The organism is Acetobacter fallax, from assembly GCF_011516735.1.
Taxonomy (GTDB): domain Bacteria; phylum Pseudomonadota; class Alphaproteobacteria; order Acetobacterales; family Acetobacteraceae; genus Acetobacter; species Acetobacter fallax.
The window spans coordinates 18789-32477 of sequence record NZ_WOSX01000039.1 but is presented as its reverse complement, the minus strand read 5'-3'; the positions used below and the strand labels follow the sequence as shown (position 1 = coordinate 32477).

The following is a 13689-nucleotide window of genomic DNA, read 5'->3' as shown; positions in this document are numbered from 1 at the left end:
CGCCTCCTGCATCCCGATCCGCTCGCCCATCATCCGCATCGCCCTCCAGCCTGTGACGATACTGAATCAGCAGGAAGCAATTACCGCAAGACGGAGTTTTTCAACACAATCATGACGATGACCGACATTGCCGTTGAGGTGATGAGCCAGGAATTTTCCAAAGATTTAAAGAAAGAAATCGAATCCGACGAAGCGTGCCGTCTTGTCACTCTGGGCCAGGACATTGCTGTCGAAAAGGAAACGCAGCGCGCGGCCCTGCTGGATTGGGGACACAGGGTTCTGCTGGCCATCTGCTGCTCCTCGCCTCCGCCTCTTCCTTCTCTTGCGAAGTCCTCTTTTGGTCTCTGGATCAATCATAAAGCGATTTTTCTTTTCTCAGGTTTGCCTGGCCTGCAGTCGGTGCGCGAGATTGTGAGCCGGATTGATGATGAGCTTCTGCCGGCGCTTATGGATGTTGCACCGGTGCCTCCGGCGCAGATTCACGCTTTGCAGGAGCAACTGGATGAAATCCGTTTTCTGATGGACGATATGTTCGTCGGGAGCGCGTTGCTTGAAGGGGGGCGTGATCCGCTTACGGCCGCGCTGAGCCGGCGTTTTCTGCCTACGATCTTGTCCCGTGAGATTACGCTGTCTCTCCGTCGGGGGGTGTCTTTCTGTCTTTTGTTTCTGGACGTCGACCATTTCAAACGCATCAACGATCAGTTCGGACACACACATGGTGATTCCGTATTGCGGAGCATTTACGAAATCATCTTCGCTCAGTGTCGGCCGAGTGATTTCGTCTTCCGGTATGGCGGAGAGGAATTTCTTGTCGCGCTGACGGAGACTGTGGGTGAACAGGGCGTCGAGGTGGCCGAGCGGATCCGCAAGGCGGTGCTTTCAGATCCGGAGCTTCAGAATGGACCGGTGACTGTTTCCATCGGTATCTCGGAATTTTCCGGGCATCCTGACTATGAGGAACTGGTTCACGAAGCCGATGCGGCGCTTTATCAGGCCAAGGCGCAGGGGCGGAACCGTTGTGTTCTGCATTACCGGCGGCGGGATACTGTGTCGGATGCGGAAGGCGTGGCTTTTCACTCCGGATGACCGCGTTGAGAGGCGGAACGGGGCCACCTTTGCGTGACGTTACGGGGTGGCGCTCCGGGTTCCCCTGCCCTGTTTCAGAAGTCTCTTTTGTCGTTCAATGTTGAAATCCGGACTTTGCATATGATGAGCGGAAGCCTGGGCCCGGAAAGGGTCGCGGGCTCTTTCACCCTGATCTGTTGATCAATAAGCCGATTTCCAGAGGTCTGCGACCTTTAGCGAAGTCCAGGGCAAAGCCCTGAGAAAGTGTCCGCACAGAACGCTAACGGGGACTTTTAAAACAGGCTCTTAGCCGTCCATTTTCAGAGCGGCCAGAAAGGCGCTCTGTGGAATTTCGACTTTCCCGAACTGCCGCATACGCTTTTTACCTTCTTTCTGCTTGTCCAGAAGTTTGCGCTTACGGGAAATATCGCCACCGTAGCATTTGGCGGTGACGTCTTTTGAGAGGGCGCCGATGGTCTCACGGGCGATGACGCGGGAACCAATAGCGGCCTGGATGGCGATTTTAAAGAGCTGGCGGGGGATCAGTTCTTTAAGGCGGGCACAGATCGACCGACCGCGGCTTTCGGAGGCTGAGCGGTGGGCGATGAAGGACAGGGCGTCGACGGGTTCCTGGTTCACCAGGATGGATATGCGGACGAGGTCGCTCTCTTCGTAACCGTCCATCTGGTAGTCGAAACTGGCGTAGCCGCGGGTCAGGGATTTCAGGCGGTCGTAGAAGTCGAACACGACTTCGTTGAGCGGCAGGCGGTAAACGGCCATCGCGCGGTTACCGACATAGGTGAGATCGACCTGGACACCGCGCCTGTCCGTGCAGAGGGTGAGGACAGCGCCGAGATATTCGTCGGGGACCATGATGGTGGCCTTGATCCAGGGCTCATCAATAGACTCGATCAGCGAGGGATCGGGCATGTCGGCGGGATTGTGGAGGGCTTCGCTCGCGCCGTTGTTCATTTTAAGGTGATAGACGACGGACGGGGCGGTTGCGATCAGGTCGAGATCGAATTCACGGGAGAGACGTTCCTGGATGATTTCCAGGTGCAGCAGGCCGAGGAAACCGCAGCGGAAACCGAAGCCCAGGGCGGCTGAGGTTTCGGCCTCATAGTGAAACGAGGCGTCGTTCAGGCGGAGCTTGGACAGGCTGTCACGCAGCTTTTCGAAATCGTCGGCATTGATGGGGAAGAGGCCGCACCAGACGACGGGGATCGAGGGCTTGAATCCGGGAAGCGCTTCGGTGGCGGGCTTGCGGTCATCGGTGATGGTGTCACCGACGTTACAGTCGGCGACGGTTTTGATGGCGGCGTTGATGTAGCCCATCTCGCCCGGCCCGAGATCGTCCACGGGGACCATGCGAGGCGAGAAGACGCCGACCTGATCGACGAGGTGGACGGCGCCGGTGGACATCATACGGATGCGGGCGCCTCTTTTCAGACGGCCTTCCTTGATGCGGACGAGGATGATGACGCCGAGATAGGCGTCGTACCAGCTATCGACCAGCATGGCTTTGAGGGGTTTGTCGGCGTCGCCTGTCGGGGGTGGCAGGCGGGTGACGATAGCTTCGAGCACGCCTTCGATGTTAATGCCGGTCTTAGCCGAGATTTCGACCGCGTCTTCAGCGTCGATGCCGATGACCTCCTCGATCTGGGCCTTGACGCGCTCGGGCTCGGCGGCGGGCAGATCGATCTTGTTGAGGATCGGCACGATGTCGTGATTGGCGTCGATGGCCTGATAGACATTGGCCAGTGTCTGGGCTTCGACGCCCTGGGAGGCATCGACGACGAGGAGCGAGCCTTCGCAGGCGGCGAGCGAGCGGCTGACTTCGTAGGCGAAATCGACGTGGCCCGGAGTGTCCATCAGGTTCAGGATGTAGGTTTTGCCATCCTTTGCCGGATAGGTCAGGCGCACGGTCTGCGCTTTGATGGTGATGCCGCGCTCGCGCTCGATATCCATGCTGTCGAGGACCTGGCTGGTCATCTCGCGGGCGGTCAGGGCGCCGCACGCCTGGATCAGCCGATCGGCGAGCGTGGACTTGCCATGGTCGATATGGGCGATGATCGAGAAGTTACGGATCAGGTCGAGGGGCGTATCGGTCATGCGCGTCCCATAATGGATAAAGTGGCAAAAGTCAGCTATCGAAAAAGCGGTGTCGTACGAGATGCGGGCGGGTCATGCTCTCGCCTCCTGTGAGGAGCCGCGCTACAGTCAGGACATGATTTGCGAAGCGCCCTTCCCTCGCCTGTTTTTTCCTGCTTCCGCACCGTCCGTCGGGGCGGCTGGGAGCTCTGATGGTGGTCAGGCCACCACGCTTGCAGCGGATGAGACGCCGCCACGATGGGACCTGTCCGATCTTTATGCTTCTGCCGATTCGCCTGTTCTGGCGGCGGATCGTGAGCGGATTGCCGAAGAGGCGAAGGCGTTTGCCGGTCGGTATCGCGACAGGGTAGCGACGCTGTCCGGCGCGGAACTGGCGGCGGCGATCGGGACTTATCAGGCGATCGACGAGGCGATGGGGCGCATCGGGGCGTTCGCGTCTCTGTCGTTCTCGGCGGACATGGCCAGTGCAGAGACCGGGCGGTTCAGTCAGTCGGTGCGGGAGACGCTGTCGGATATTTCGACGGATCTGCTGTTTTTCACGCTGGAACTGAACAAAATCAGCGATGGGGATCTGGAGGCGAAGCTCGCTGATCCGGCGCTGGGGCACTGGCGGCCATTCTTCCGTGATCTGCGGATGTTCCGGCCGCATCAGCTTGCTGATGAGATTGAGCAGGTTTTGCTGGAAAAATCCGTTACGGGCGCTTCGGCGTGGTGCCGGCTGTTTGATGAGCAGATGAGTGAAGTCCGGGTTCCGCTTAATGGGAAAGAGCTGACTCTGGGTGAGGCGCTGAACCTGATGTCGGACCCGGATCGGGCGGTTCGGGAGAAAGCCGGGCGTGCAGTTGGCCTGGCGTTGCAGAAGGATCTGAAGCTTTATTCCCTGATCACCAACACGCTGGCGAAGGACAAGGCGGTTTCCGACAAGTTGCGGCAGTATCCGCGCCCTGAGTCCTATCGCAACCTCTCGAACATGGTTGAGGACGAGGTGGTGGATGCGCTGGTTTCGGCCGTGGTGGCGGATTATCCACGGCTGTCGCACCGGTATTATGCGCTGAAGGCAAAGTGGCTGGGGCTTGAGAAGCTGGAGCACTGGGACCGGAATGCGCCGTTGCCGGGGATGCGGGAGCAGAATATTCCCTGGAGCCAGGCGAAGAGCATTGTCCGGCAGTCTTATGACGGGTTTGATCCGCGTCTGGGCAGTCTGGTGGGGGAGTTTCTGGACAGGCCGTGGATTGATGCGGCACCGGTTCCGGGCAAGTCTTCCGGGGCGTTCGCGCATCCGGTGGCGCCCTCAGTGCATCCGTATGTTCTGATGAATTATCGGGGACGCACGCGGGACGTGATGACGCTGGCACATGAGCTCGGACATGGCGCGCATCAGATTCTGGCGGCGAAACAGGGATATTTCATGTCGTCGACACCGCTGACGCTGGCGGAGACGGCGAGTGTGTTCGGGGAGATGCTGACGTTTCAGCATCTGCTGGACAGCGAGACCGACCCTGAGCAAAAGCGGCTGATGCTGGCGGCTAAGGTTGAGGACATGCTCAACACGGTGGTGCGGCAGATTGCTTTCTACCGGTTTGAAGGTCTTGTGCATGGCGAACGGCGGAATGGCGAGTTGCTGCCCGGGCGGATCGGGGAAATCTGGCGGCAGGTGCAGACGGAGAGTCTTGGTCCGGCGTTTCATTTCACGCCTGAATATGATGTGTTCTGGAGTTATGTGCCGCACTTCATCCATTCGCCGTTCTACGTGTATGCTTATGCTTTCGGCGACTGTCTGGTGAATGCGCTTTATGGCGTTTATCAGGGAGGAGCGCCAGGATTTCAGGACAAATATCTGGCGATGCTCTCCGCGGGCGGAACGAAGCGGCACAAAGACCTGCTGGCGCCGTTCGGGCTGGATGCGAGTGACCCCGGGTTCTGGCGTCGGGGGCTGGATGTGATTTCCGGGCTGATTGACCAGCTTGAGGTGGACTGAATCATGGCAGAGAAAGATCTCGACAGCACGGGACTGTTTGGCGAATTCGGGCGCATGATTCGCACGACCGGGACGGTTGGCGGCATTGCGGCACGGATTGCCGGGAACAAAATCGGTTTTCGCGGCAATGACGCGGCGCATGCGGAGGATCTGAAAGCTGTGCTGGGCGGGCTGAAGGGGCCGCTGATGAAGGCGGCGCAGCTTCTGGCGACGATTCCTGGCGCGTTGCCGGATGATTATGCTGTTGAGCTGGCTCAGTTGCAGTCCAATGCGCCACCGATGGGGTGGTCGTTTGTGCGGCGGCGCATGGCGGCGGAGCTGGGGCCGGACTGGCAGAAGCATTTCCGCGAGTTCGGGCGGGAAGCGGCGGCAGCGGCGAGTCTGGGTCAGGTTCACCGGGCGGTTTTGCCGAACGGCGAGACGGTGGCCTGCAAGCTGCAATATCCGGACATGACGACGACGGTTGAGGCTGATCTCAAACAGTTCCGCATGGCGATGGGTTTGTATCATCGCGTGGACAATGCGATCCGTCAGGACGATGTGATTGAGGAACTGACGGAGCGGCTGCGCGAGGAGCTGGATTATCGTCGGGAAGCGGCCAACATGAAGCTCTACGGGCTGATGCTGAAGGGGTATTCTTCGGTGACGGTTCCGAAGCCGGTTGAGTCGCTGTCGACGCGGCGGCTGCTGACGATGGACTGGGTGACTGGTCGGGGATTGCAGGCTGTTCTGGACACGAATCCCTCGCAGGAAGAACGCAACAGGATGGCGAAGGCGCTGTTTGAGGCGTGGTATGTGCCTTTGTATCGCTATGGCGTGATTCATGGCGACCCGCATATGGGGAACTTCACGGTGCGGGAGGATGGCGGGTTCAATCTGCTTGATTTTGGCGCCATTCGGGTATTCCGGCCACAATTTGTGCTCGGGATCATCGAATTGTGCGAGGCGCTGCGGGTCGGTGATGAGGACCGGGCCGCGCATGCCTATGAGATGTGGGGTTTTACGGGTCTGTCCCGCGAGACGATGACGGTTCTCAATGAATGGGCGCGTTTTCTTTATGAGCCGCTGATGCAGGATCGGGAGCGGACGATCAACGAAGATCAGGAGACGATTTTCGGGCGCGATATCGCGGCGCGGGTGCATACCGGATTGCAGCGGACGGGCGGAGTGAAGCCGCCTCGTGAGTTCGTGCTGGTGGACCGTTCCGCGATCGGGCTGGGGTCGGTGTTTATGCGGCTTGGTGCGAAGCTGAACTGGCATCGTATGTTTCAGGAACTGATCGCCGACTTCAGCGTGGAGGCGCTGGCGGCGCGGCAGCAGGCGGCGTTACGTGAGGCCGGGGTTGTGGTTTCGGTGTGAGCCGGGCGCGCCTCTGTTTCTGACTCAGTAAATATTACATGACGTTTTTCTGATCGGTTTCATTCAGAAGCCTATCATCATATCGCCGCCGAAGGTGAACATGCCAGTGTTGCGACCATCGTTGAAAGGTGTTGTGCCGTTCAGGGAGCGGTCGAAGCGGATTTCTGGACGGATGGCGAAATAACCGACTTTTTCCGTCAGGGGTTTTCTCCAGGTGATGCCAAGGGTCATGGCGCCATAGGTGGTTGGCGGGGCGCTTTCGGCTGGTGCGGGCGTGCCGGCGACACCACGCATATAGGCTTCGTCGCTGAGGAAGCTTGTGACCAGTTGCCCGGTATTATCGCGGTAGATTTCGCCGCGATAATTGAAGGTCAGGTTCCTGGCGAAATTCCAGGAGAGGTAGGTGACGACGCTTTCGGCGTCGGCGCGGAGACCATTGTCGTGCAGATAGTTGAATTCACCGGTGAGGGTCAGCTTATCGGTGACGTGACAGGCTGCCACCAGATCGTTCCAGAAACGCATGGCTCCGTTCGCCTGCTGTGAACCGAGGATGTAGCGTGAATCTTCGGGGCCGAAGCGGCTGAGTTCGGTGATGGTGAGTTTGCCGTGCGCCAGATTATTGAGGTTAATGCCGGCGTAGCCTGCGGGTTCAGCGTTGTTATCGCTGCGTCCGAAGGTGGTCTGGTTGCCGGTGTCGATCCCGGTGAGGACGTCGATCATCGGGGTGATGTGGATGGTGGCCATCATGCCGACATGCTCGAACGGGACGGAATATTCGCCTGTGTAGCTGAAGGTATAGAAGGGCCTGGCACCTGGATCGAAGGCTTCGGGGCCCATCGGGGCCTGAAGGATACCGGCGTGCATCTCTACACCGAGTTTTGTGAACCAGGGCAGGTGGGCGTCCACATGGGCCTGGGCCGGGATGATCTGGTAGCGGGCATTGAAGGCGCGATCCGAAATTCCCAGAAGGTGATAGTAACGGGAATCTGAACCATAATTCGCTTCGAGCGTGAAACCGAAACTATATCCTCTGGCATCCGGATCGAGGGGCCGGATAAGGCTGAAATCGACCTGGTTGAGCTGCGCCTGGTTGGCGTGATCGCCGATGAAATTGCCGAAGTTGATGCCATTAGCGGGACGTGCGGGGTTGGCGGTGATGCCGCCATCGATATGGCCTGCGAACGTGATACCGCGCCACCACTGCTCAAAGCCACTGGCGCCGGGTGCGGGGGCGAACAGGGACACTGCCGCGTGTGCCGCCGGGGCGTGGCAGAGTGCCGTCATGGAGAGAAGCAGAAGCCACGCGGCTTTCTTTCTGTTCAGCGCCATTGAGTTCCCTTCCAGTGCGTCACCTGCTTCGGACTCTGACGCCTGGAATGATTATCCGGCTGGATGCATGTGATCATCGCGACGTCATGGCGCATGTCGGTATTGGCCCTGACAAATAATAATCAGGTCCTGCGCCGGATGTTATGCATCAGATAGCGAATATCGTTAAAACCTGCAAAGATAGTTTAGAGGATTACCCTGGTTTACCTTCTGATTTTTTTGATCGCATGGCTGCTTTGCTACAGATTCATTCGGATCGATATTTCTTTCATTTATTACAATACCTGATGGATCGGCATTTCATATTATTACACATAAAAATGAATGCACCAGATCATACCAGAGGCCGTGAAGATTGACCTGCGGATAAGAGCAGTCCGGACAGCGGCGGCCTGCGGTTCCTGCCGGGTCCAGGTATCTTTATGGCAGTTGGTATGAATGATCACGGACCATGGAATAAGTATGGCGAAATATTTTTGGAAGATGAATCAATCTGGCGGCCGCAAAATAGTTAGCGACGCTCCGCAGGGAAAGCGGTGATATCCGGTTCAGGCGTGGGCAGCCTTACGGACGGCGTTTCAGGTCTATCTGCGCGGTGGCTGTTACGGCGCAGCCAGACCTGCTTCACCGAAGGGAGGCAAAGGCGTCAGGCTTCCGGAGCGGACGTCTCTTCGCCGTCTGCGGGAGCGGTGGAAATATCAGTTTTACCGACAAGGCCACGGGCGAATTCCTGGGCGGAAAATGGCCGCAGATCCTCAGCCTTTTCACCGACGCCGACGGCATGCACGGGAAGTTTGAAGGCATCGGCGAGGGCGACGACGATGCCGCCACGGGCTGAGCCATCGAGTTTGGTGACGATCAGGCCGGTGACGTTGACCAGTTCACGGAAGACGCGAACCTGTTCGACCGCATTCTGACCGGTCGTTGCATCCAGGACCAGAATGACGGAATGGGGCGCGGTCTCGTCGAACTTTTTCATGACGCGGATGATTTTCGCGAGTTCCTCCATCAGCGCGCCTTTATTATGGAGGCGTCCGGCCGTGTCGATGAGCAGGAGGTCCGCGCCTTCGGCTTTTCCACGTTTGAGGGCCTCGAAAGCGAGGCCGGCAGCGTCGGCGCCAGGTTTTCCGGCGATGACGGGAGTATCGGTGCGTTCGCCCCAGACCTGGAGCTGCTCGACGGCGGCGGCGCGGAAGGTATCGCCCGCGACCATGATGACTTTTTTGCCCTGCTCGCCGAAATAGCGAGCCATCTTGCCGATCGTGGTGGTTTTCCCGGTGCCGTTCACACCGACCATCAGCACGACATGCGGTTTATGTTCGGGATCAGGTTCGAAGGGGATGGCCACGGGTTCGAGCACGCGCGCGATTTCATCGGAGAGCGCGGTGCGGATTTCCTCATCGGTGACTTCGGTGCCGAAGCGGTTGACCCGAAAAGATTCGATAACGCGCTCGGCCACGGCGGGGCCGAGATCGGCGGCGATGAGCTGGTCTTCCAGTTCTTCGAGCGCGGCTTCGTCGAGCTTTCGTTTGGTGAAGACCGCGCTGAGTTTCTGGGTGGAGCGTGACAGCCCCTGCTTGAGACGGGAGAAAAATCCGAGTGCCATATTACACGATCTCGGCCACGAGGCCGCCTTCGTCAACTGCGGTCGCGCGCAGAATCTCGATACGTCCGGCCTCGGACCGGTCGGTCGCGAGGCGGACGGGGGCGAATTCAGCGCTGTGACCGCTTTCCGGTGTTTCCATCAGGACCTTCAGGTCGCGACCGAGAAGGCTCCGGTAATAGGCGCTGGCGGTTGTCGCGCCGATGGCGCGGATGCGCGCGGCGCGGGCTTTACGTTCGACGACCGGGATCGCGGGCATCCGCGCGGCGGGGGTGTCCGGACGCGCGCTGTAGGGGAAGACGTGCAGGTATGGGAGCGCGGCCTGTTCGAGGAAAGACAGGGTTTCTTCAAACAGGGCTTCGTCTTCGGTGGGGAAGCCGGCGATCAGGTCGGCTCCGATGCCGATTTCCGGACGGATTGCGCGGGCGCGGTCGATGACGGCGGCGGCGTCCGCGACGAGGTGGCGGCGCTTCATGCGCTTGAGGATCATGTCCGAGCCGGCCTGCAATGACAGGTGCAGGTAGGGCATGAAGCGCTCTTCATTTTCGAGCAGACGCCAGATGTCTTCGTCGATCTCGACGGGATCGACGGAAGAGAGACGCAGGCGCTCGAGTTCCGGGACCAGGGCGAGGAGGCGTCGGCAGAGCTGTCCGAGGCGGGGAGTACCGGGGAGATCGCCGCCCCAGGAGGTGATGTCGACGCCGGTGAGGACGACTTCGCGGTATCCGGCAGTGACGAGGGCGCGGACCTGATCGACGACGGCGCCGACGGGGACGGAGCGGGAGGGACCGCGACCGAAGGGGATGATGCAGAAGGTGCAGCGGTGGTCGCAGCCCTGCTGGACCTGGACGAAGGCGCGGGTGCGGCCGGCGAAATCGGTGACGAGGTGGGCGGCGGTTTCTTTTGCCGCCATGATGTCTGAAACGGCGTGGCCTTCGGTGAGCGCTTTTGCCGACCAGCTTTCGGGCTTCAGTTTGTCTTCGTTGCCGAGGACGCGGGAGACGCCGGGGATGGCGGCCCAGCGGTCCGGGTCGATCTGGGCGGCGCAGCCGGTGACGACGATGCGGGCGCCCGGGCGTTCGCGATGGGCGCGGCGAATGGCCTGTCGGGCCTGACGTTCGGCTTCTCCGGTGACGGCGCAGGTGTTGACGATGATGACGTCATCCAGCATGGCGGCATGGCCGCGCATGACTTCGCTCTCATACGTGTTGAGGCGGCAGCCGAAGGTGAGGATATCCACGCCGCCGCTGTCTTCTGCTGACGGCGTGGGATCTGGGCTGGTCATTCAGGGTAGGCCTTGAGATCGACGGCACCTTCAAACGCGAGCTGCGCCGGGCCGGTCATCAGAACATGGTCGTTGGCCTCCCATGCGATAAGCATCTCCCCGCCGTCAACCTCAACCGTCATCCGGCGGCCTGCCAGACCACGCCGGGCGGCGTTGACGGCGGCGGCGCAGGCGCCTGATCCGCAGGCCAGGGTGAAGCCCGCGCCGCGTTCCCAGACGCGCAGGCGCATGCGGTCGGGAGCGTCGATCCGGGCGAAACCGATATTGGCGCGATCGGGGAAGAGAGGGTCCATTTCGAGCGCGGGGCCGCGTTCAGCTTCCGCGAGATCCTCGACGAAGAACGTGGCGTGGGGATTGCCCATGGACAACGCCGCGGGTTCGCCTTCCAGGGGCAGACGGAGCGTGTCTGTCTCCTGTGCAAGAGGGATGTCCTGCCAGTCTGTGCGGGGGCGGCCCATATCCACGGTGACGGTCGCCCTGCCCTCCTCATCTGCGGGTCGCACATGGGCTTTCAGCAGGCCGCCGCGTGTCTGGATGGTGAGTTCGGTGTTGCCGGTTTCGGCGGCGAGCAGGCTGGCGACACAGCGGGACGCGTTGCCGCAGGCGCCGGCCTCGCTGCCGTCCGGGTTGAAAAAGCGGACGAATGCGAGAGCCTCCGTGATCGTTGCGGGGCTCAGCGTGACGAACTGGTCGCAGCCGATGCCGCGCCTGCGGTCGGCGAGTGCGGCGATGCGCGTCGGCGTGAGGTTCAGGGGGTATTCCCGTTCGTCAATGACAACGAAATCGTTACCCAATCCATGCATCTTGCGAAAATGTGTCGGCATCGGAGGAGTATAGGCCAGACACTGTTTACAGGCGAGGGAAACCAGGATTTCGCCCTGTCCGGGCGTCTGATATGCGCTTTTCGAATATCTGTAATTTGTATAATTATTATTTACTACGTTGAGGCAGCAATGTTTTGTCGCAATTGAACTCTCTGAAAAATGGACGTTTTCCGCCAATGCCGCAATGCCCGACGATTCTCCGCCGGACCAGGTGCTCTTATGTACTCGCGCTTCTCGCGGGATCTGCTCTGATTCCGCTTTCTGCCCGCGCTGACGATCAGAGCGAATCTCTCGAACTGATGGAGAAGCAGATTGCGCGGATTCAGGAGCAGCAGGCTCAGCTGACGCATGCTCTGGTCGGGCTCCAGAAGCAGCTTATTGCACGCAAATCAACGCTTCAGCATTCCACGTCCAGCCACGCGGCTCTGAGCAAAACGACACGCCAGCACATTGTTGCCGCCAATGGCTCCAGTGTGGAGCGTCCTGAAGAAACGCCTGTAGAAGAGTCTGAGGGCAACCGTGTTACCACGCGGCATGTGGACGGGCCGGAAGTGACGCCGGCATTCTTTGGCACTGATCGTCCGACTGTCGAATCGGTAGTTGCGCGTCGGGCCGAAGATGTCATTTCGCACATGGCGGAAAACAATGTCGGGCCGCATCCCCGAGAGACGGTTGGCGCACAGGCGGCGGGTGCGGTGGGCGACCGTGGTGTGTTCCATATGGGACCGATCATGCTGGCGCTGGGTGGCTTTATTGATACGTCTTCCGTACTTGAGAACCGGCACATTGCCAGTGGGACATTCAATTACTGGCAGGCCATGCCGTTCGCGAATGATCCGCGCTATCACACCAACAATTTTGAAGGCAGTGCCCGCTACAGCCGTATTTCGCTGATGGCGCGGGGCAATGTCAGTAAGACTGAAACCATTTCCGGCTTCTTTGAGATGGATTTCGGCGCGGGCGCGGCAACGACGGATGCTTATGAGAGCAACAGCTACGCGTTCCGGCTTCGTCAGGCTTACCTTGCTTACGACAACAGTGAGGCGAATTTTCATTTTCTGGCTGGGCAGGCCTGGAGTATGCTGACTCCGGATCGTGTCGGTATTATTCCGCGTCAGGAGAGTCTGCCTGAAACGATTGAGTCGTCGATGCTTGCTGGTCAGACATGGACGAGGCAATGGCAGGCGCGTTTCGTGAAAGACATGATGCATCACAGGCTGTGGCTGGGGCTTTCGATCGAAAACCCGCAGACACTCTACGATACGACCGGCTTCACGAATAATGACGGCACGGTTTCGCTGCCAAACGGCCAGGTAGCGACGGTTACATCGGACGGCACCGGGCTGACCAATCCGGCTCCGTTCTCGAACGAGATCGCCCCGGATGTGATTGCCAAACTCGCCTATGATCCGTCCTGGGGTCATTACGAAGTCGAGGGCATCATGCATTTTCCGCATGACCGTGTGTCCGGTGTTGGTTACGGGCACAACAATACGGTGATTGCGGGCGGCGGCGGCGGGTCGATGGTTGTTCCTATCATTCCGCATAAGCTGGAAGTCAGGCTGGCCGGTCTGGCTGGTGTCGGTATCGGACGATATGGCTCGGCTCTTTTACCGGATGCCACGCTGAATGCTCAGGGGAAGCCGGTTCCTTTACCGTCGATCCAGGCAACTGCCGGGATCATCGCGCATCCATCTTCCGCTCTTGATGTCTATGGGTATTTCGGCACGCAGCGTGAGGGGCGCCGATCCTTTTCGGTTGATGGCGCAAACTATGGCTACGGCAATCCGAATTATTCGAATGCGGGCTGTGACATTGAGCTGTCTTCCCTGCCCTGCACGGCCAATACCAAGGGTGTGACCGAAGTGACGATCGGTGCATGGTGGCGGTTCTTCAAAGGTAATTTCGGCACGGTGGAAGCCGGGACTCAGCTGGCCTATTCGCGAAGACAGGTCTGGGAGGGTGTGGGTGGTGCGCCATCGACGTCGATGAGCCAGATTTTCTTCGATTTCCGGTATCTGCCGTTCCAGTAATCTGACGCCGGATTATCGGTTCAGAGGAAGAAGAGCCCGGATCATTGCGGGTTCTCTTTTTCCGTTTCCGGTTCAGTGCTGGCATTTTCCGGCAATAGTCT

At 59.5% G+C, this 13689-nt stretch carries 9 protein-coding genes; 4 read left to right on the top strand and 5 right to left on the bottom strand.

Going from position 1 to position 13689, the window contains the following annotated elements; translation table 11 throughout:
* Window positions 1-1086: GGDEF domain-containing protein (locus tag GOB85_RS15070; protein WP_173578286.1), on the top strand; the 1086-nt coding region annotated here is incomplete at its 5' end.
* A 285-nt stretch (window positions 1087-1371) separates the two neighbouring features.
* Here the strand turns inward: GOB85_RS15070 and lepA are convergent.
* Window positions 1372-3177 carry a translation elongation factor 4 gene (gene lepA / locus GOB85_RS15065; RefSeq protein WP_173578287.1) on the bottom strand — a complete coding sequence of 602 codons (1806 nt, stop codon included), beginning with the start codon at window positions 3175-3177 and terminating at the stop codon, window positions 1372-1374.
* Window positions 3178-3292: 115 nt separating this feature from the next.
* Between lepA and GOB85_RS15060 the strand changes: the two genes are divergently transcribed.
* Window positions 3293-5155, top strand: coding sequence for a M3 family oligoendopeptidase (locus tag GOB85_RS15060; RefSeq protein ID WP_173578309.1), 1863 nt, complete (start codon window positions 3293-3295; stop codon window positions 5153-5155).
* A 3-nt stretch (window positions 5156-5158) separates the two neighbouring features.
* On the top strand, window positions 5159-6514 hold the full coding sequence (locus GOB85_RS15055; RefSeq protein WP_173578288.1) for an ABC1 kinase family protein: 1356 nt from the start codon (window positions 5159-5161) through the stop codon (window positions 6512-6514).
* 63 nt (window positions 6515-6577) lie between these two features.
* Here GOB85_RS15055 and GOB85_RS15050 read toward each other — a convergent pair whose 3' ends face one another.
* The 4 genes from GOB85_RS15050 to dapF form a co-directional block, all read right to left on the bottom strand.
* Window positions 6578-7843: an outer membrane beta-barrel protein gene (locus GOB85_RS15050; RefSeq protein ID WP_173578289.1), complete on the bottom strand. Its 1266-nt coding sequence runs from the start codon at window positions 7841-7843 to the stop codon at window positions 6578-6580.
* Window positions 7844-8489: 646 nt separating this feature from the next.
* Window positions 8490-9449 (bottom strand): signal recognition particle-docking protein FtsY, encoded by a 960-nt coding sequence (gene ftsY, locus GOB85_RS15045; protein WP_173578290.1) that lies wholly within the window; start codon window positions 9447-9449, stop codon window positions 8490-8492.
* Between the two features lies 1 nt (window position 9450).
* A complete protein-coding gene (mtaB, locus tag GOB85_RS15040; RefSeq protein ID WP_173578291.1) occupies window positions 9451-10731 on the bottom strand; it encodes a tRNA (N(6)-L-threonylcarbamoyladenosine(37)-C(2))-methylthiotransferase MtaB in 1281 nt (426 codons plus the stop codon).
* Window positions 10728-11555, bottom strand: a complete 828-nt coding sequence (gene dapF / locus GOB85_RS15035; RefSeq protein WP_173578292.1) for a diaminopimelate epimerase — start codon at window positions 11553-11555, stop codon at window positions 10728-10730. Before dapF ends, mtaB begins: the two co-directional genes overlap by 4 nt.
* Before the next feature lie 176 nt (window positions 11556-11731).
* Between dapF and GOB85_RS15030 the strand changes: the two genes are divergently transcribed.
* On the top strand, window positions 11732-13588 hold the full coding sequence (locus tag GOB85_RS15030; RefSeq protein WP_173578293.1) for a hypothetical protein: 1857 nt from the start codon (window positions 11732-11734) through the stop codon (window positions 13586-13588).
* Window positions 13589-13689: the final 101 nt, after the last annotated feature.